We start from the raw sequence: 20068 nt of genomic DNA, 5'->3' as shown, positions 1-20068 counted from the left end.
CATCCTTGATGATGTTCATGATGTAGAAATTCTAACCAAGCCGCCGGCACAAAGCATGAGTACTCACGCAACTCCACGATAAAGCGCCGGCGGAATGCAACTAAATGTGAGTGAAAACACTTTCATGGTCTGTAAAAAAAGCGAAGATGGGTTGAAAACAGCCCCAACAGAGCAGAGGTAAATATGTTGCAAGAACCCGTAGACACAGCCAAAGCACGGCAACTATTGAATCAGAGTATGGCCTTGGTGCTCGCAGGGGGACGTGGTAGTCGCCTGAAGCAGTTGACCGACAACCGCGCCAAGCCCGCCGTCCATTTCGGCGGCAAGTTCCGCATCATCGATTTCGTGCTCTCCAACTGCATCAACTCCGGCATTCGCCGGGTGGGTGTGGTCACCCAGTACAAGTCCCACAGCCTGCTGCGCCACCTGCAATCGGGCTGGTCCTTCCTGCGCTATCAGATGAACGAGTTCATCGATCTGCTGCCTGCCCAGCAACGGGTGGACGAGGTGCACTGGTATCGCGGCACCGCCGATGCCATCTACCAGAACGTCGACATCATCCGTGACTACGGTCCCAAGTACATCGTGGTGCTGGCGGGGGATCACATCTACAAGATGGACTATGCCGCTATGCTGCTCGATCACGTGCGCCTCGGCGCCAAGGTGACGGTGGCCTGCATCGAGGTGCCGCGTGCGGAGGCGTCCGCCTTCGGGGTGATGGACATCGACGAGCAGCGCAAAATCCGCGCCTTCGTCGAGAAACCGGCCAACCCGCCCGCCATGCCGGGCAATGACCAGGTCTCCCTGGCTTCCATGGGGATCTACATCTTCGAGGCGGAATACCTCTATCAGCTGCTGGAGGAGGACATCCACAATCTGGAGTCCAAGCACGACTTCGGCATGGACGTGATCCCGCGCATAGTGGGAGAGGGCAAGGCCTTTGCGCACCCCTTCACCATCTCCTGCGTCGGGGCCAAGGAGGGGCAAAAGCCCTACTGGCGCGACGTTGGGACTCTGGACTCCTTCTGGGAGGCGAACATGGATCTCGCCTCCGTGGTGCCCGAGCTCGACATCTATGACGAGAACTGGCCCATCTGGACCAGCCAGAACATGTCGCCCCCCGCCAAGTTCGTGCAGGACAAAAACGGCCAGCACGGCATGACCATCAACTCCATGTTCGCGGGCGGTTCCATCGTGAGCGGCTCCTTCGTGCTGAACTCTGTGCTCTTCACCAATGTGCGGGTGCACTCCTTCTGCACCCTGGATCAGGCGGTGATCTTCCCCGGGGTCGAGATAGGTGCCGGTTGCCGCCTGCGCCGTGTGGTGGTGGATAAAGGCTGCGTGTTGCCAGATGGCCTGGTGGTGGGGGAGAACGCCGACGAGGATGCACGCCGCTTCTACCGCTCCGAGCAGGGCATCGTGCTGGTGACCAAGCCGATGCTGGCCAAGCTCGGCTAACCTCGTCGACACAGACAAAAAAAGGGAGCCCTGGGCTCCCTTTCTATTGGTGGTCGATTTATTTCTCGCTGACCAGGGCCTTGCCGGCCATCACCATGGCGGTGCCATGCTTGCCACCGGCGGCGGTCACTTGCGGGACGCCATCTTCGTCGGTGTCGCTGCCGGCACCCTCGATGACGTTCTCGCCGGAGTCGCCGATCCACTCGGCCATCTGCATGCCGCCGTTGACGGTGCCGCGGAACCAGCTCACGTAGCGCTGGGTCAGCTGTGCCAGCTCCAGCTCGGGTGCCTTCTCGGCCCCTTCGTTGCGCAGGTTCAGCATGGCAGAGCGCAGGGCGCCGGAGATGGCGGCCTGGGTCCAGGGGGTGTATTCACCCTGCTTGCCGACGAGCCAGGTTCCGGCCTTGGCATTGAAGTAGGCCTTGTCGGCGGCGATGAAGAGCTCGCGCGCCGCGGTGCGGTACTTGGCATCCGAGGTGGCCAGGAAGGCGGCGGTCAGGCCGCGGATGGCGGCGAACTGCGCGTCGATGGACTGACCGGCGTCAAGCTTGCCGCCCAGGGTCAGACCGTCATGGACCAGGCCGTTCTTGCCCTTGAGGTTGGCGAGGATGAAATCGGCCTGCTTGCGGACCAGTGCGATCGCCTGCTCACCCTGCGGGGTCTTGAGGTTCAGCTCGCCATTGTCACCGGCGGCGTAACCCACCGGCAGCGCATCCTGGGCGCGCTGGAAGATCTGCAGGGCGACCAGGGCGTAGGCGGCGTCGAAGGTGGTGACGTGCCCGGCCTGTTTGCCAGCCTGCCAGCTGTCGACCAGGGTGCCGGCCTTGGGCTCGAAGTGCAGGGCCAGCAGGTTCTTGAAGGTGAGGTTGGAGAGGTTCAGGGCCAGGGAGAAGGCATCGCTGCCCGCCACCGCCTTGCCCAGATCGTTGGTCTGGTTGGCAGCCGGAGCGGCGGCGAACGGGGCACCGTCAAACACGGCGTGGAAGGCCGGGTTCTGATTGGTGTTGGCCGTGCGCTGATCGCTGAAGGCGTAGAACTCGGAGAGGGGCCACAGCAGCATCCAGGCGTCGCGCAACTGGGCGGAGCCGTCCACGACCTCCAGCTTGCCGATGGCACCGGCGTCGTTCTTGCTGGTCTCGGTCACCTTCACCTTATGAGGGAAGTAGACAACCCCCTTGGCCGGATCGTACTGCGGGGTGATTTTGGCGCCCAGGGTCTTGCCGTCAAAGCCGAGCTGACCTTGCAGGATGGCGAGCTTGTCGATGGACTGCTCGGTCAGCATCATGCCGTTGAAGCCGTCGGCGGCAGAAACCCCCAGCTTGTGCTTGCCGTCCTGATCCATGGTGGCGGACGCGGCTTCCACCTCTTCATCGGTCTCGGCTACGTGCATGCCGCCCAGGAAGTCCTGGGACCACATCACTTCCTTGAGCAGGATGCCGCCTACGGCGGCCGGGACCAGCAGGTTGTCACTGCCGCTCCAGCGCAGGGTGGCGTAGTCGCGGAAGTAGGCGGGGACCTGGGTCTTGACGCTCTTCTCGTTGCCCTTGGCGGTCTTGATGGTGATCTGGTCACCGTTGACCGGGGTGGCGTTTACGGCCTGGGCGAACTCCGGGTTGGCGGAGGCGTAGGGCAGGGAGAGGGGATACATGCCCTGGGGAATTTCATCGGCGGGGAAGCCGACGGCCTCGGCCATGGCCAGTACCCGTTTGCCCAGGTCGGCCAGGGTGCCGCCACGGGCCTGGTTTTGCGGCCCGTTTACCAGATGGGGGCCCATGCCGGACTGGTAGTTGAGGGCGTACATCGCCTCTTCGGAGTATTCATAGGATTCGATGCCGGCGGCGAAGTCGAACGGGGTCGGCTCGTCGGCGCGGTTGGCGTCCAGCACATCCAGATCCAGACCAAGGGCCTCGGCCAGCGGCTCGCCGGAGAGCTCGAATTCGGTGTAGGCCAGCATGTTGGCGGCGGTGTTGAACGTCTTGTCCTCCACCTTGACGGCAGCCTGTGCGGCGCTGCTGAGGAGTGCGCAGGCGATCGCCTGCACCAGTACGGTTTTTCTCATGTCCTTCTCACCATATTGTTGATTTTATTATGACGCTTCTCATGAATCTAAATGAGAATGGTGTGCATTATGGGGCAAAGGGCGGGGCTTGAGAAGAAAAAAACCGCGCCCCGGTGGGGTGAAGAGGAGAGGCGCGGCGGCAGGTGTCACATCAGTTTGAAGGGGATGACCAGTCGGCCCGGCTCCACCTTGAGGGCTTCGACCTTCTCCTTGATCCGCGCCTCGTTCTGGCGGCTGCCATCGAGCCGGTAGACGGGGGTCTGGGAGAGGAACAGGGAGAGGGACTGGTTGAAGGTGGGCAAGAGCGGGGAGAGGGCGGTGCCCACGTCCGCCGGCTCGGTCTTGACGGAGAGCAATTCGAGATCGCGCAGATAGATGGCGCCCTGCTCGGCCACATAGTCCGGGCGTGCCCGCAGGGAGAGGCGGATCTTCATCTGCTGGCTGCCAAGGGGGCTCGCCACCTGCAGCTCGCCGGCGGCATCCAGCTCGACCTTGTCGGCCTGGCTGCGGCCGATGCGGCTTTGCATGTCATCGAGTCGGATCTTGCTCGACATGATGCCGGGGATCCCCAGCTGTTTCTCGAAGGCGACTCGCTCCTTGAGGTACTGGTTGATCTCCCCTTCGCTGACGCTGTACTGGGTCAGCGAGCAGGCCGCCAGCAGCAGGGCGAAGGGAAGCAGAAGCAGGTGTTTCAACATGGGAGGGTTCCATTTTCGGGGCTGTCACAAGAGGTGGCGCCATCTTAGAGGCAAAGCGGGTTGGCCGCCAGTGGGGCCGCCCTGACCGGTTTCTGTCGCATCCCCCATATGGGGATGGCAATCCGTTTTCATTCGAGTAGCTATTTCCCTTCACCGCCAGCAGGCCCGCCCTGGCGTCATCCCCGACATACCCACAGACAAGCTCCTGTTTTAACGATGCAAAATCCCATTGACCCCGCGATTTCAAAGCGAGTATTTTACCGCCGCACAAAGTCAAACTGATAATCATTATCATTTTGAATCTTCTTTGAGGGTATGATGTGAAGACTCGAGTAATGGAAAATGGCGCACCTGCCGAGGCGAAGATGTCGCCTGATTTCTTGTTTACCTCGTGTCAGGGCACGATCAGTGCCACTGACTTGGGGCAACCCATCACCACCCCCGCCTGCGAGTGGCCCCTGCTGGCACAGCAGATAACCCTGGCCCTCGATGCCGCCAGGGCTGCCGGCCAGAGCAACCCCCTGCTCATCGGTGCTTTTGCGTTCGACCCGGCAGAGGCTTCCTGCCTCTATGTGCCCGGCAGCTATAAGCGGGGCGAGAAACTGGCCCCGACAGAGCCGTCATCGGTGACAGCGGCTGAGCAGGCCCCCGAGGCCAACCGGGTCATCTCGGTGCAGAGCACCCCGCCGGCCAGCGAATTTCAGGCCTCGGTCAGCGCGGCGCTGGATGCGTTTGCACAAGGCCGGCTCGCCAAGGTGGTGTTGTCGCGCAAACTCACCCTTACCCTGCACCAGCCTGCCGATCCTAAGCAGGTGATGGCCCGTTTGATGGCCCAGAATCCCCACGCCTTCCACTTCTCCCTGCCGCTCGGCCAGGACCGCCGCCTGCTGGGCGCAAGCCCCGAGCTGCTGCTGCGGGTCAGCGGGGGAGAGGTGTTCACCCATCCGCTGGCGGGCTCCGCCAGACGGGCGAGCGAGCCGGCGCAAGACGAGATGGTGGCCCGGGATCTGCTGGCTTCTCGCAAGGATCAGCATGAACACAAGTTGGTGATCGACGAGATCCGCCGGGTGCTGACCCCCCACTGCCGCGAGCTGGCGATCCCCGCTCATCCCTCGCTGATGAGCACGGATACCCTCTGGCATCTGGGCACCCCCATCGCCGGGCGGCTCAATGGCGGCGAGGCATCGGTGCTCTCCTTGGCCTGCCAGCTGCATCCCACCCCGGCCCTGTGCGGCTATCCCACTGATCTGGCCCGCCAGTTCATCCGCGAGCAGGAGCCCTTCCGGCGCGCCCTGTTCAGCGGCATCGTCGGTTGGTGCGACAGCCAGGGCAACGGCGAGTGGGCCGTGGTGATCCGCTGCGGCGTGCTCGATGGCCATCAGGTGGAGCTGTTTGCTGGCGCCGGTATCGTCGCGGGCTCGGATCCCGCCATGGAGTGGGCCGAGACCGGCACCAAGCTGGGCACCATGCTCAAGGCACTGGGCCTGGATTTGGAGGTGGCGCAATGAGCGATACCAACCGCTTCCTGCCCTATACCCGCTGGCCCGAAGAGTTGGCCCAGCTGTACCGCGCCAAGGGCTATTGGCGCGGCGAGCCGCTGACCGCCATGCTGGCGCGTCAGTGCGAGCTGGCCCCCGACGCCGAGGCCATCCTCTGCGGCGAGCGGCGCTTCAGTTATCGTGAGCTGGACGCCGCCTCGAGCCGGCTGGCCGCCAATCTGGCCCGCCACGGCCTGGGGGTGGGGGACACCGCACTGGTGCAGCTCCCCAATGTGGCCGAGTTCTATCTGGTGTTCTTCGCCCTGCTCAAGGCCGGTATTGCGCCGGTCAACGCGCTCTTTAGCCACAACCGGCTGGAACTCCTCTCTTATGCCGAGCAGATCACACCGAGCCTCTTTATCGGCTCGCTGACCCATCCACTGTTTGCGAGCAAGGGGCGCGAGAGCGAGCTGCTGGCAAGCATCGGCGCCGAGTTGGTGCTGCTGGATGGTGACGCAGGGGCGCTGGGGCTGACCCGTTGGTTCGGCGAGGGGGATGAGGGGGGCTCCCCGTCCGTCTCCTTTGCCCCGACCCCGGCGAACGAGGTGGCCTTCTTCCAGCTCTCCGGTGGCAGCACAGGCACCCCCAAGCTCATCCCGCGCACCCATGACGATTACCTGTACAGCGTGCGCCGCAGCAACGAAATTTGCGGCCTCGGCTCCCATACCCGCTATCTGTGCGCCCTGCCGGCGCCCCACAACTTCCCCCTGAGCTCCCCGGGCGCCCTGGGGGTGTTCGAGGCAGGCGGCACCGTGGTGCTCGCCCCCGACCCCAGCCCCATCAGCTGTTTTCCGCTGATCGCCCGCCACCGGGTCAACCTCACCTCGCTGGTGCCGCCGGCGGTCTCCCTCTGGCTGCAGGCAGCGGAAGCGGACCCCACTGCGCGCATTCAGCTCGAGAGCCTCGACTTGCTGCAAGTGGGCGGCGCCAAGCTGGGGGAGGCGGTGGCCAGCAAGATTGGGCCGCTGCTTGGCTGCCGGCTGCAGCAGGTGTTCGGCATGGCGGAGGGGCTGGTCAACTACACCCGGCTGGACGACTCCGACGAGAAGATCATTCACACCCAGGGCCGCCCCATGAGCCCGGACGACGAGGTGCGCATCCTCGATGAGGCGGGCAATCCGGTTGCCCCCGGCGAGCCTGGCGCCCTGCACACCCGTGGCCCCTATACCTTCCGCGGCTACTACCAGAGCCCGGCCCACAACGCCCGGGTGTTCGATAGCGAGGGTTTCTACTGCTCCGGCGATCTGGTGGTACAGGATGCCGATGGTTACCTCACCGTGGTGGGGCGGCAGAAGGATCAGATCAACCGGGGCGGCGAGAAGATCGCGGCGGAAGAGGTGGAAAACCAGCTGCTGCACCATCCGGCCATTACCCATGCGGCCCTGGTCTCCATGCCTGACAGCGCCATGGGGGAGAAGAGCTGCGCCTTTATCGTCAGCACGGATCCCGCCTTGAAGCCGCTGGCCTTGCGCAAGTTTCTGCGCGAGCGCGGGGTGGCGGACTTCAAGTTGCCCGACCGTTTCGAAACCCTGGACGCCCTGCCCATGACGGCGGTGGGCAAGATTGACAAGCAGGGGCTGCGGGCGCGCATTGCGCACGCCATCGCCGCCAGCAAACCCCTGACAACAGCATAAAACTAAAAAGGAATCATGACGTTATGGCTATCCCAACCCTGAACAATTACGCCATGCCCAGCCAGTGGAAGGCCAACAAGGTCGACTGGTCTCTGGATCCCAAACGCGCCGCCCTGCTGATCCACGACATGCAGGAGTACTTCACCGCCTTCTATGGCGAAAACAGCCCGCTGATCGCGGCGCTCACCGAGCAGCTGGCCGCCGTGCGCAAGCAGTGCAAGGCCCTCGGCATTCCGGTCTTCTACACCGCCCAGCCCAAGGATCAATCCCCTGAAGATCGCGCTTTGCTCAACGACATGTGGGGCCCGGGTCTCAACAAGCGGCCCGAGCAGCAGCAGGTGGTGGCCGCTCTGCGCCCGGAGCGTGACGACACCGTGCTGGTCAAGTGGCGCTACAGCGCCTTCCAGCGCTCTGAGCTGGAGCAGATGCTCAAAGCGCTGGGACGGGATCAGCTGATCATCGGCGGCATCTACGGCCATATCGGCTGCATGATGACGGCCTGCGACGCCTTCATGCGCGACATCCAGCCCTTCTTCCTGGCGGACGGGGTGGCGGATTTCTCCCAGGCCGACCACCAGATGGCGCTCGACTATGTGGCGACCCGCTGCGGCAAGGTGATCCCCTGCGAGGAGGTGCTGGCCCTTGCCCCGGCTTCCACTTCTGCCGCCCAGCCCACCAATCCCTTGCTGACCAATCCGTTGCTGACGTATGAGGGGCTCAAGGCGCGGCTGCTGAGTCATATCGACGAGGACGAAGATGAGTTTGACCCCGATGAGAACCTCATCGACTACGGTCTGGATTCGGTGCGGATCATGGCCCTGCTCACCGAGTGGCGCGCCGCCGGGGTCGAGCTCGGCTTCGTGGATCTCGCCAAGTTGCCGACCCTCAACGGCTGGTGGCGCCTCATCGAGGCCAGGCTGGCAGCCCAGGCGCTGGAGGTGACCCCATGAACCGCTTCCCCTTGACCATCCCCCAGCAGGGGCTCTGGTCCGGACATCTGCTGAACGACGACAAGGCGATGTTCAACACCGCCGAGTGCATCGCCTTCGACGGCAAGGTCGAGGCGGCCGTGCTGGCCGCGGCCCTTGCCAAGGCGGTAGGGGAGTGCGAGGTGCTCAAGGGCCACTTCGAAGACGATAAGGAGGCGGTCTGCTTCGTCTCGCATGAGCTGCCCCTGGCCTATGAAGAGGTCTCCCTCGAGCACGATGACGAGACGCTGGCCCGCGCCTGGGCCTGGGCCGATCTGCGCCGCCCGTTCGAGCTGACCCAAGAGGCACCCTGCCGTTTCGCCCTGCTGCGCGGCCCCGGCCGCGATTATCTCTACAGCTGCGTGCACCACATCGCCCTCGACGGCTTTGGCACCACCTTGCTGTTCCAGCGCATCGCCGAACTGTATGCAGAGGGGCTGGCCGGTGAGATGAACTCCCCATCCCCCTTCGGCTCGTTGGCTGAAGTGCTGGCAGAAGAGGCGAGCCGCGAGCAGAGCGGCAAGAACGACGCCGCCCGCGCCTTCTGGCAGGAGCAGCTGCAAGGCTGGCCCGAGGTGAAGTCCTTTGGCGAGACCCGCGCACCCATCGCGGCCGAATTTATCCGCGAGAGCCGCCCACTGCCGGCGGCGCTGTGGCAATCCCTGACCGGCTTTGCCGACGAGCACAAACTGGGCTGGCCCGATCTGCTGCTGGCCGGTATCTCTGCCCAGCTGTCGCTGTCGAGCGGCCAGGATAAGACCCTGCTCGGCCTGATGATGATGAACCGCATCGGCTCGGCGTCGCTGACCGTGCCCTGCATGCAGATGAACATCACCCCCCTTGCTCTGGAACTCGAAGAGGGGTTGAGTCTGGCGGGGGCCGCCGGCGCCGTGGCCAAGGCCAAGCGCGGGGTGCGCAAACACCAGCACTACCGCTACGAGCTGTTGCGCCGCGACCTTGGCCTGGTGGGGGGCGACAAACGCCTGTTCGGCCCGCTGGTCAACATCATGCCCTTCGATCACGCTCGCCGCTTCGGGCCGCTATCTGCCCATATTCTCAACATCAGCGCCGGCCCGGTGGAGGATCTCACCATCGAGGTGCAGGTCGGCGTCGATGGCCAGCCCAGACTGGATCTGGACGCCAACCCCGGCTGCTACCAGCAGGGAGATCTGGCAGCCATCGCCGATACCCTGTTTGCCCTGCTGGGGCGCTGGCTGGCCGAGCCTGCTCAGACCCTGGGAACGCTCAAGGCCGACTGGCTGGCCGAGCAGCGAGCCAGCGCCCTGATCGCCGGCCCCTCCCATGAAGCTCTCCAGGTGCGCCCTGTGCTGGAGGCGCTCTGCCACTTCGCCGCCCAGACCCCGGACAAGATTGCCTTGATTCAGAGCACGGCGCAGGGAGAGGTCCGCTTCAGCTACGAGGCGCTGCTGGCCAGAGCCGAACAGATGGCGGCCGCCCTGCAGGCCGCAGGCGTCGCCCCCGGCGACAAGGTGGGGGTCATGCTAGCGCGCACCCCCCAGGCCATCTTCGCCCAGCTGGCGGTGCTGCTGGCGGGCGCCGTCTATGTGCCCCTCGATCCCGAGCAGCCCCTGGAGCGTCAGGGCCATATCCTGCGGCTGGGGGAGGTCAAGACCCTGATCACCCAGGCCGAGTACCGCCACAAGCTGGCCAGCCTGTTTGAGGGGCGCACCCTGCTGGCGGGGGATCTGGTGAGCGGTGATCGGCTCAACCAGCCGGCCGCCGGCCGCGCCGTCGCCTACCTGATGTTCACCTCGGGTTCGACCGGTCTGCCCAAAGGGGTGGCGGTGAGCCACGGTGCGCTGGATCACTTCGCCGCCGCCGCCTGCTGCCGTTATCACCTGGATGAAGAGGCGCGGATGCTGCAATTCGCCCCCTTCAACTTCGACGCCAGCATCGAAGAGGTGTTCGCTACCTTGAGCGCCGGCGCCACCCTGGTACTGCGCACCGACGCCCTGCTCGAATCCATGCCCGCCTTTGTGGCCGGGGTGGAGCAGATGGGGATCACCCACCTCGACCTGCCCACCGCGTTCTGGAACGAATGGGTGGTGGCGCTGACGGCGGGTCAGGCCCACATTCCTGCCGGGCTTACCACCGTCATCATCGGCGGCGAGGCGGTCTACCCCGAGCAGCTGGCCCAGTGGCAGCGCCAGGGCCGCTCCGATGTGCGCCTGTTCAACACCTACGGCCCCACCGAGACCACTGTGGTGGTGACCACCCAGGAGCTGCAACAGGAAGACCCGAGCCAGGCCCAGTTGCCCATCGGCCTGCCGCTGCCCGGCATGCAGGCGCTCATTCTGGGGGCGGGGGAGCAACCTGCCGAGGAAGGAGAGTTGGTGCTGCTCGGCCCACAACTGGCCAATGGTTACGTGGGCGGTGTGCAAGGGAGCTTTGGCACCCTGCGGGTTGGCGCGGAGCTGATGCCCGTCTATCGCACCGGCGATCGGGTGCGCCTGGTGGCCGGCCGGCTGGTCTACCTCGGTCGGCGCGACAATGAATTCAAGATAAGCGGCTATCGCATCCAGCCCGGCGAGGTGGAGGCCCAGCTGCTGGCCCTGCCCGGGGTGGACGAGGCGTGCGTGCAGGGGGTGAGCATCGGCAGCGTGCGCCGGCTGGTGGCCTTCGTGGCGGGGCCGGAGCGCGACAGCCGGGTCATCAAGGCGCAGCTGGCCAGGGTGCTGCCTGCCGCCATGATCCCCACCGACTATCGCCACTATGACCAGCTGCCCCGCACCGGCTCCAACAAGCTGGATCGCAAGGCCCTGCTGGCCGCCTACCAGGCGGGCGGCGAAGCCCTGACCCTGGGCAGCGAGACCGAGAACCGGGTCGGCGCCATCTGGCAGCAGATCCTGGGGCTCGCCACCATGGCGCCCGCCGACAACTTCTTCGAACTGGGGGGCCAGTCTCTGCAGACCATCCAGATCGTCAACCGGCTCGGCGCCGAGTTCGGGGTGCAGGTCAAGGTTTCCGACGTGTTCGATCACCCGCGCCTCGATGACTTCTGCCGTTTCCTCGACGGCCTGCTTGCCGAAGATGAAGAGAGCGTGGAGATGGTGTGGTGATGGATAAGGAGCAACAAGCAATGGCCTTTGATTTCACTGGCAAGCGGGTCTGGGTGACCGGAGCCGGGCGCGGCATCGGCCGCGAGGTGGCGACGCAGTTCGTGGCGGCCGGCGCCTGTGTGGTGGGGCTGGACCTGGCGTTTCCCGAAGCAGGCTACCCCTATGCCACCCTGCTGCTCGATATTGGCGACTCGAAGGCGGTCAACGCCTGCTGCGCGGCACTGCTGGCGGACGGCGGGCTGGATGTGCTGGTGAACGGGGCCGGGGTGCTGCGCCTCGGTCCTACCGAAACCTTAAGCGATGACGACTGGCACGACTGCATGACGGTCAACGCCAGCGGGGTCTTCTACCTGCTGCGGGCCCTGGTGCCCCACTTCAAGGGGCAGCGGCGCGGCGCCATCGTCACCATCGGCTCCAACGCGGCCCATGTGCCGCGCATGCAGATGGCGGCCTATTGCGCCTCCAAGGCGGCGGTCACCAGCCTGACCCAGACGGTGGGGCTGGAGCTGGCCCCCTTCGGCGTGCGCGCCAACCTGGTGTCGCCGGGCTCGACGGATACCCCCATGCTGCGTGGCATGCTGCCAAGCGAGGAGGCCATGGCCCGCACCATTGCCGGGTTGCCGGAGCAGTTCAAGCTCGGCATCCCCCTGCGCAAGGTAGCCACCCCGGCGGAGATCGCCCATACCGTCCTCTTCCTGGCCTCGGATCTGGCCAGCCACATCACGCTGCAGGATCTGGTCGTCGACGGCGGCGCCACCCTGAGTGCCTGAGGCTTGAGAAACAGATGAACAATATGATTTTGCTGTTGAAACAGCTGGAACGGCAGGGGGTCAAGCTCGCTCTGAACGAGAAAGGCCAGCTTATCTCCCAGTCGAGCAAGGAGGCGGTGACGCCGTCCATCGGCGCCACCATCAAGGCCCACAAGGATGAGCTGGTGCGCTGCCTGGCGGCCCGCGCCGCCTTCGAAGAACCTATCGCCGCCGAGGGCGCCCGGCAGGGGCCGCTCTCCTCGTCCCAGAGCGGGCTCTGGTTTATCGAGCAGTACGAGGAGGCCTCCCACCTCTACAACATGCCGGTCTATTTTCGCGTCAAGGGAGAGCTGGACACGGCGGCGCTGGAGTTTGCCTTCGACCACCTGTTTGCCCGCCACCCCAGCATGCGCACCCGCTTCATCAAGGACGAGGCGGGCAGGGGGGCGCAGGAGATCCTGCCCCATGTTCCCTTCAAGCTGCACATTGAGGACGTGAGCGCAGAGGCCATTGCCGAGCGCGAGGCCTATGTGGCTCGCCGGGTGCGCGAGGAGATTGGACGTCCCTTCTCCCTGACCCAGGGGGATCTCAGCCGAGTGCATCTTATTCGGCTGGGCAGCCGCGAGCACGTACTGCTGATCACCCAGCACCACATCATTTCCGACGGCTGGTCGGTCAAGAACATGTTCGCGGATCTCAAGCGTGCCTTTCTTGCCCATCAGAACCGCGAGCCCCTGCAGGTGAGCGAGCTGCCGCTCACCTACATCGACTATGCCCGCTGGTTCAACTCACCGCGTTTTCTCGATTATCACGCCGAGTTCAAGCCGTTCTGGGTCGATCGGCTCGGTGGCAGCCCCGAGGTGCACGGTCTGCCGCTCGACAAGCCGCGCCCGGCCCATCAGGACAGCGGCGGCGAGCTGGTCTTCTCCACCATCGAGAGCGACCTGTGGGAGAGCTTCAAGCGCCTGTGCCAACGGCACAGCACCTCCAACTTCATCGGTCTGCACGCCCTGTTTGCCTTGCTGATGGTGCGCCAGAGCGGCGAGAAGGAGGTGGTGATCGGTACCCCGCTCGCCTATCGCGAGCGCCACGAGATCGAGTCCCTGGTGGGCTTTTTCGTCAATACCCTGGTGTTGCGCACCCGGCTTGAGGGGCGCCCCAGCTTTGTCGATTATCTGCAGCAGTGCCGGGAGGAGGATCTGGCGGCCTTCGATCACCAGCTATACCGTTTCGAGGCGCTGGCCGAGGCCATCGGCGCCGATCGCACCACCGCCATCAACCCCATCTTCCAGATCATGCTGGTCTATCAGGCCAAGGTGGACTTCAACGATCTCATCCCCGGTTGCCAGCTGGTGGAGGAGACCTCGCCTGTGTTGCCGGCCAAGACCGACATCTCGGTCAAGGTGACCGAGCTGATGGACTCCGTCCGGGTGGACTGGCTGTTCGCCACCGCCCTGTTCGAGCGAGATACCATCCAGGCCTACGCCGATCGCCTGCTGCACCTGATGCGCGCCGTGGTGGCGGCCCCCGAGACCGACATCTGGCAACTGCCGCTGGAGGCGGGCACCGACCAGGCCGCCCTGGCCGCCGAGCTTTCCGACTTGCCGCCTGACTACCCGAGCCGCGACACCCTGCTCTGTCATATCGAGCGGCGCGCGATTCAGTTGCCGGACGCGCTGGCGGTGAGCGACGGCGCGCAATCGTTGACCTATGGCGAGCTGGAGGTGCGTGCCAATCGGTTGGCTCACTGGCTGCTGGCTCAGGGCGTTACCCCGGGCGCCGCCATCGGCATCCAGGCCAGACGCGATGTGGCCTTCGTTATCGCCCTGCTCGCCTGCTGGAAGGCGGGGGCGGCCTATGTGCCCCTCGACCCTGCCTATCCCGCCGAGCGGCTGGCCCATATCCTCACTGATGCATCCATCAGCCTGGTGCTGGGGGGCGTGCCGGACCCGCGACTTGGCGAGGCGCTGGCGGGCACGACTGCCGCGTATCACGATCTGCACGGGCTGGCGCTGGACAAGATGCCAGCCAGCACGCCTGCACTGCCCCGGGACGCCGCCATGCTGGCCCAGATCATCTACACCTCCGGCAGCACCGGCCTGCCCAAGGGGGTCATGGTGGAGCAGGGCAGCCTGGTCAACCTGATGGCGGATCACGGCGAACGCATCGCCCTTGATCAGGATGGGGCCATGTTCAACTGCATGTCCCTCTCGTTCGATGCGGGCAACATGACCAGCTTACTGCCGCTCTACTGCGGCGCGGCCCTGCACTTCGGCGAGCCGGGCGAGGGGGTGATCGGTGCCGCGATCGCTTGCGGCGCCAGCCATATGATTTTGCCGACCGCCTTGCTCGCGAACCTGCTGCCACCGATGGATCTCGGTTCCCTCAAGACCATCGGTTTTGGCGGCGAGGCGTGCCCGAGCAGCCTGGTGGAGCGCTGGGGGGAGCGGGTGGCGCTGTTCAACATGTACGGCCCGACCGAGTGTACCGTCACCGCGCTCTGCGCGCGTCTCACCCCGGGGGCACCCATCACCATAGGTCGACCGGTCAACCACCTGAAGGCGTTGATCCTGGACGAGGCGGGCAACCCCTGCCCGGTGGGGGTCCCCGGCGAGCTCTGCCTGGCAGGGCTGGGGCTGGCCCGCGGCTACCTCAATCTGCCGGAGCGTACCCAGGAGGCCTTTATCGAGCTGGCGCTGGCGGAACGTACCCATCGCCTCTATCGCACCGGCGATCGGGCCCTGCTGCGCCGCGACGGCAACATCCAGTATCTGGGCCGGATAGACGAGCAGATCAAGCTGCGCGGCTATCGCATCGAGCCGGGTGAGATAGAGACCCGGCTTGCCGAATTGTGCCCGGCCATCCGCCAGATCAAGGTGGTGGTGCAGGAGGGGCGCCTGCTCGCTTACGCCTGTTTGCAGGCCGGGGCAAGGGAGCCCGACGGCGATGCCCTGCTGCAGCGGGCCGGCGAGCGCCTGCCTGAATACATGGTGCCGGCGCGCCTCTGCTGGCTGCCCGAGATGCCGCTCACCCCCAACGGCAAGCTGGACTTGCGCCGCCTGCCCGCCATCGTCTGGCAGCAGAGCAAGGGCGAGCCGCAAAACGAACTGGAGCAGACCGTGCTTGCCATCTGGCAAGGGGTGCTCAAGCAACCGCTCGGGGTGGAGGATGACTTCTTTCGCTTAGGCGGTGACTCTATCCTCAGCATCCAGCTCACCACCCGGTTGCGGGATGCGGGGCTGCACTGCAGCGTGAAGGACGTGTTCGAAGCCAAGACGGTGCGCCGCCTCTGCCGCCAGCTCGGCCAGCAGCAGGCGGTCAGCCACAGGAGCGAGCAGGGCAGCCTGACCGGCGAGTTTCCGCTCCACCCCATTCAGCACTGGTTCTTCGAGCAGGGCTTTGCCAAGCCCGGTCACTGGAACCAGGGGGTGATCCTGCGCCTGCCGGCCGGGGTGGACGATGAGGCCCTGCGCGGCTGGCTGAATGCCCTGCGCCAGCACCACGATGCCCTGCGCCTGGCGGTGACCCCGACCGGCCAGCGCTACCTGGCCGAACTGCCATTGCCGCCGCTGCCGACCCTGGATGCCGGCAATCTCGATGAGGTCGAACTGCAGGCCCGCCTGACCGAGCTGCAGGGGGATTTCGACCCCACCAGCGGCCACACCCTGGCCTGGGCCCGCCTGCGCAATCTCTCCTTGGAGGGGGATCGGGAGGGTGAGCGCGAGACGGTGGAGGGGCTCTTCCTTGCCTTCCACCACCTGGTCATCGATGCGGTCTCCTGGCGCATCCTGGCCGAGGATCTGGCACGGGTGAGCAGGGGCGAGCCGCTGCCCGCCAAGGGCAGCAGCTATCGCCAGTGGGGTGAGGGGCTGGCGGCCTACGCCAAACGGGAAGAGAAGCAGCTTGGCTTCTGGCTGGCGCAGGGGGAAGGCAGCCAGGGTCACCTGCTGGAAGCGGCGCGTTCCGTCGATGGCCGCGCCGCCGCCAGCCTGCTGCAACTGAGTCAGGAGACCACGGCTCGGCTCATCGACGCCGCCAACCAGGCCTACTTCACCCGGGTGCCCGACCTGTTGCTGGCGGCCCTGACCCGTACCCTGAGCGAGCAGGGTTACGGCAGCCGTCACTGCGTGATGCTGGAAGGGCACGGCCGTGAGGCCATCGATGCTGAACTCGACGTGAGCCGTACCCTGGGCTGGTTCACCAGCACCTACCCGCTGGCGCTGGTGGATGCCAAGGAGTGGGATGCGCTGGTCTGCGCCACCAAGGAGCAGCTGCGCGCCGTGCCGGACAAGGGGGTGGGCTTCAACGCCCTGCGACTGCACCACCCACGAGGCTGGGCACTGCCCGAAGCCCTGATCGTCTTCAACTACCTGGGGGTCAGTCATCAGGGCGAGGCCGCTCAACCCTGGCAGCCCCTGCCGCTGGCGCCGGGGGCACCCACGTCCCTTGACAACCTGCCGCGCGAGCTGGTCAGTCTGCACGGGGGCGTGTTTGATGGCCGCCTCACCCTGCGCCAGGTGGGCGCCCTCAACCAGCAAGGGAGCGACGCCCTGATGGCGCGGCTGGCGGACAACCTGACGGCGCTGGTGGAGCACTGCTGCACGGTGAAGGCTCCGCGCCATACCCCGAGCGACTTCCCGGGGCTTGGCCTCTCGCAAGCTGCGCTCAATGGGGTGCTGAGCGGGCGCGAGGTGGAGACCCTGCTGCCCATGACCTCGCTGCAGCAGAGCATGTTCCATCACAGGGCGCTGCTGCCCCGGGATCACGCCTATCACCTGCAGACCGAGATGGACTATCACCAGCCGCTGGACGTGGCGGTCTACCGTCAGGCCTGGCAGGGGCAGATTGCCCGCTGGCCGGCCCTTCGCAGCGAACTGGTACTGGCGGACGGGGTGGCGCTGCAGCGCATTCTCAAGCACGCCGAGTTGCCATTCCACTATGAGGACTTGTCCGAGGTGGGAAATGCAGAGGCTCGGGTCCAGGCATACCGCGAGCAGGATCTGGCCCGCCCGATCCCGCTGGAGCAGGCCCCCCTGCTGCGCCTTGCCTGTTTCAAATTGGCCCCCGATCACCACAAGGTGATCTTCAGCGCCCATCACGGCGTGCTGGATGGCTGGAGCGGCCCCGTGTTGCTGGGTTCCTTGCATCGCGACTATCAGTCTCTGATGAACGGCCTGTTGCCGCAGGGCGAGCCGGATACCGCCTGGTTCGAATTTGGCCGCCATATCGCCAGCCAAACCCGCAGCGCCGAGGCCTACTGGCAGGGGCGTGGCGAGCTCTTGGCAACGCCTAACGATCTCGCCTGCCTGTTCGGGGTGACGCTGGACGCGGGCTCAAGCGGGCGCCATACCCAGCAGCGACCGGCGGTGTGCGCCACGGTGCTGCCGACCGAGGTGGCGACCTTGCTCGCCCATCGTGCCCGCGACCTTGGCGTGACCGCGGGCCTGTTGGCCCAATATGCCTGGCACCGTCTGCTGGCACGCCGCTCTGGCGATGCCGTCACCCTGGTGGGCAACGTGACCCCGGGCCGGGATTACCCCATCGAGGGGATCACCGCAAGCGTCGGGCTCTACATCAACAGCCTGCCGTTGGCGCTGCCGTGGCACACCGAGTTGACCCTGGCCGAGCATATCGCCCGGTTGCAGACCGACCTGATGGCACTCAATGAGCACGGCACCCAGTCGCTGGCGGCACTGACCAAAGGACGGGCGCGCCTGTTCCAGAGTCTGTTCGTGTTCGAGAACTACCCCATGCCGGCAACCCCTGCCGCCCCCGAACCCCACCAACTGGTGCCGCGCTTTGGCACCGTGGTGGAGAAGGTGGAGCTTCCTCTGTCGCTCGTGGTCAGCAGCCGGGGCGAGACGCTCCAGCTGCGCCTCGAGTTCGATGGCGAGCAGATCCCCGAGGCCCGGGCCGAGGCGGTGCTGGCTGACTGGCTGGCCGAGCTCGACTGGCTGGCGCAGACGGATCTGAGCCAACCGGCCAGCGTGGCGGCGGTACAGTCCCCGGTGATGCCGCTGGTGGTCGCCACCAGGGTGGAGCCCAGCCTGGCTCAGCCGCCGGCCGAGGCCCGCGTGCTGGTGGCCCTGTGGGAGCGCCAGTGCGGCGTGCCCGGGATCTGGCTGCAGACCCTGTGTGAACTCGGGGTGGATTCGGTGCAGCAGCTCGCCCTGCTGGCGGCCCTCAACGAGGCGTTTGGCCAGGATCGGGCGCCACTTACCCTGCAGACGCTCAAGGCCCATCCATCCCCCAGCCGGCTCTATCGGCACTGGCTGGTAAGCCAAACGGAGGCTGCGCTATGACGGTGACCATCAAGCATAAGGCTCCGCTCGTGCAAACCCGGCCTGCCCCCCGTGAGGGGGCGGCCAACCTGGGGGCGCGACTGGCGGCCTGTCTGGCCGCCACCCCGCTGGCCCCCGCCATCCGCATGGGCGTGGCTGGCATCAGTGAGGGCGGATCAGGTGAGCAGTGGCTCAGCTACGGCGCGCTCAATGTCAGGGTCGGCGAGATTGCCGCCCGATTGCAGGGGCTGGCAGTGGGGGAGCGGGTTGGTCTCTATCTCTCCCGCGGCCCCGATCTGGTGGCCAGCCTGCTGGCCTGCCTGCGCCTTGGCCTCACCTTCGTGCCCCTTGAACCGGATTTTCCGGTGGAGCGGCTACAGGGGATCGCCCGCCAGGCGCGCCTGTCGGCGGTGATCTGCGACGGCGACAGACCGGCTCCCGCCTTCGGCTGTCCGCTGCGCACCCTCGATGGGCCGGCAGCGGCAGGGCCCGTCTCCTGGCCCCAGGTGGATGATGCCCTGGCTGCCTACATGATGTTCACCTCGGGCTCCACCGGCGAGCCCAAGGGGGTGGTCATCAGCCGGCGGGCCCTGCTCTGCTTCCTCGACGGGATCCGCGAGCGGCTCGGGCTATCACCGAGCTGCCACTGGCTCTTTATCACCACCCCGGCCTTCGACATCTCCCTGCTGGAGATGCTGGGGCCGCTCTGGGGTGGTGGCCGGCTGACGGTGGCCGGCGGCGAGCACAACAAGGACCCCCTGGGGATGCTGGCCTTGCTCGAGGCAGACCCCTCCATCAACTGGCTGCAGGCCACCCCGGCCTGTTGGCGCATGCTGCTCAAGGCCGGCTGGCAGGGGCGCAATACCCTCACCGCCCTGTGCGGCGGCGAGGCGCTGGACTCAGGGTTGGCCGAGCAGCTCTGTGCCCGCACCCGGCGACTGTGGAACTGCTATGGGCCGACCGAGGCCACCGTCTGGTCCCTGGTGAGCGAGGTGCGCTGGCCACCGACTGATGGCCAGATCACCATCAGCCACAGCCTGCCCGGCTATCGGCACTGGGTGCTGGACGAAGCGGGGCAGCCGGTGGCAGAGGGGGAGTGCGGCGAGCTCTGCATCGAGAGCCCGGCCCTGTGCGAGGGGTACTGGCGCAAGCCGGCCTTGACCAGCGCCGCCTTCCTGCGCCTTGCCACCCATCGCCTCTATCGCACCGGCGATCGGGTGCGCCTCCTTGGGGCGGACCGCTTCCTCTATCTGGGACGGCGCGACGATCAGGTCAAGCTGCGGGGCTTTCGCATCGAGCTCGGCGAGGTGGAGGCGGGGCTGCGCCGTCAAGCCGGGGTGCAGGAGGCGGCGGTGCGTCTGGTGGGCGAGGGGGACGAGGCCATGCTGGTGGGCTATGTGGAGGCGAAAAGCGGGGTGACCCTCAATCGCCTCGCCCTGCGCAAGGGGCTGCAGGCGACGCTCCCGCACTACATGGTGCCGACACGGCTCATCCTGCTGGATGCCCTGCCCAAGACTGGCAGCGGCAAGCTCGACAGAAAGGCGCTGCCATTGCCCGAGTAGGCGGCCTTGCCGGACGGTAAGAGCGATGGATAAAAAAGAAG

The 20068-nt window shown here is 65.9% G+C and carries 10 protein-coding genes; 8 read left to right on the top strand and 2 right to left on the bottom strand.

Going from position 1 to position 20068, the window contains the following annotated elements:
• Window positions 1-183 precede the first annotated feature (183 nt).
• The gene (gene glgC, locus ACPW74_RS11165) at window positions 184-1458 is read left to right on the top strand and encodes a glucose-1-phosphate adenylyltransferase (protein WP_049636236.1); all 1275 of its coding nucleotides are present in this window, start codon (window positions 184-186) and stop codon (window positions 1456-1458) included.
• Between the two features lie 58 nt (window positions 1459-1516).
• On the opposite strand, the gene ACPW74_RS11160 is transcribed toward glgC, so the two are convergent.
• Together ACPW74_RS11160 and ACPW74_RS11155 are read right to left on the bottom strand one after the other, a co-directional pair.
• A complete protein-coding gene (locus ACPW74_RS11160) occupies window positions 1517-3517 on the bottom strand; it encodes a hypothetical protein (RefSeq protein WP_049636235.1) in 2001 nt (666 codons plus the stop codon).
• Window positions 3518-3663: 146 nt separating this feature from the next.
• Complete coding sequence (locus ACPW74_RS11155) at window positions 3664-4215, bottom strand: lipoprotein (RefSeq protein WP_039038906.1); 552 nt, start codon at window positions 4213-4215, stop codon at window positions 3664-3666.
• 320 nt (window positions 4216-4535) lie between these two features.
• Here ACPW74_RS11155 and ACPW74_RS11150 point away from each other — a divergent pair, with 320 nt between their 5' ends.
• Genes ACPW74_RS11150 through amoH form a run of 7 tightly spaced genes read left to right on the top strand, consistent with a single transcriptional unit; the run spans window position 4536 to window position 20027 of the window.
• On the top strand, window positions 4536-5723 hold the full coding sequence (locus ACPW74_RS11150) for an isochorismate synthase (protein WP_049636234.1): 1188 nt from the start codon (window positions 4536-4538) through the stop codon (window positions 5721-5723).
• On the top strand, window positions 5720-7387 hold the full coding sequence (locus ACPW74_RS11145; RefSeq protein WP_049636233.1) for a (2,3-dihydroxybenzoyl)adenylate synthase: 1668 nt from the start codon (window positions 5720-5722) through the stop codon (window positions 7385-7387). Before ACPW74_RS11150 ends, ACPW74_RS11145 begins: the two co-directional genes overlap by 4 nt.
• A 23-nt stretch (window positions 7388-7410) precedes the next feature.
• Window positions 7411-8337, top strand: a complete 927-nt coding sequence (gene amoB, locus ACPW74_RS11140; protein ID WP_049636232.1) for an amonabactin biosynthesis bifunctional protein AmoB — start codon at window positions 7411-7413, stop codon at window positions 8335-8337.
• Entirely contained in the window at window positions 8334-11435 is a 3102-nt protein-coding gene (amoF, locus tag ACPW74_RS11135) for an amonabactin biosynthesis non-ribosomal peptide synthetase AmoF (protein WP_049636231.1), read from the top strand. The genes amoB and amoF overlap by 4 nt, the downstream gene beginning before the upstream one ends.
• Window positions 11436-11455: 20 nt before the next feature.
• A complete protein-coding gene (gene amoA, locus ACPW74_RS11130; RefSeq protein WP_049636230.1) occupies window positions 11456-12205 on the top strand; it encodes an amonabactin biosynthesis protein AmoA in 750 nt (249 codons plus the stop codon).
• A 14-nt stretch (window positions 12206-12219) separates the two neighbouring features.
• Window positions 12220-18486, top strand: coding sequence for an amonabactin biosynthesis non-ribosomal peptide synthetase AmoG (gene amoG, locus ACPW74_RS11125; RefSeq protein ID WP_049636229.1), 6267 nt, complete (start codon window positions 12220-12222; stop codon window positions 18484-18486).
• Complete coding sequence (gene amoH / locus ACPW74_RS11120) at window positions 18483-20027, top strand: amonabactin biosynthesis glycine adenylation protein AmoH (protein WP_049636228.1); 1545 nt, start codon at window positions 18483-18485, stop codon at window positions 20025-20027. The genes amoG and amoH overlap by 4 nt, the downstream gene beginning before the upstream one ends.
• Window positions 20028-20068 lie beyond the last annotated feature (41 nt).

Origin of the sequence: Aeromonas sp. INTO2, assembly GCF_049860605.1 — a bacterium.
In the GTDB taxonomy this organism is placed as follows: domain Bacteria; phylum Pseudomonadota; class Gammaproteobacteria; order Enterobacterales; family Aeromonadaceae; genus Aeromonas; species Aeromonas caviae.
Note: the sequence above shows the minus strand (reverse complement) of the source record. Positions and strands in the feature narration are given on the sequence as shown.

Excerpts from the sequence above, each read along its gene's own strand:
- glgC (WP_049636236.1), top strand. The coding sequence starts at position 184 with ATGTTGCAAGAACCCGTAGACACAGCCAAAGCACGGCAACTATTGAAT.
- ACPW74_RS11160 (WP_049636235.1), bottom strand. The coding sequence starts at position 3,517 with ATGAGAAAAACCGTACTGGTGCAGGCGATCGCCTGCGCACTCCTCAGC.
- ACPW74_RS11155 (WP_039038906.1), bottom strand. The coding sequence starts at position 4,215 with ATGTTGAAACACCTGCTTCTGCTTCCCTTCGCCCTGCTGCTGGCGGCC.
- ACPW74_RS11145 (WP_049636233.1), top strand. The coding sequence starts at position 5,720 with ATGAGCGATACCAACCGCTTCCTGCCCTATACCCGCTGGCCCGAAGAG.
- amoB (WP_049636232.1), top strand. The coding sequence starts at position 7,411 with ATGGCTATCCCAACCCTGAACAATTACGCCATGCCCAGCCAGTGGAAG.
- amoF (WP_049636231.1), top strand. The coding sequence starts at position 8,334 with ATGAACCGCTTCCCCTTGACCATCCCCCAGCAGGGGCTCTGGTCCGGA.
- amoA (WP_049636230.1), top strand. The coding sequence starts at position 11,456 with ATGGCCTTTGATTTCACTGGCAAGCGGGTCTGGGTGACCGGAGCCGGG.
- amoG (WP_049636229.1), top strand. The coding sequence starts at position 12,220 with ATGAACAATATGATTTTGCTGTTGAAACAGCTGGAACGGCAGGGGGTC.
- amoH (WP_049636228.1), top strand. The coding sequence starts at position 18,483 with ATGACGGTGACCATCAAGCATAAGGCTCCGCTCGTGCAAACCCGGCCT.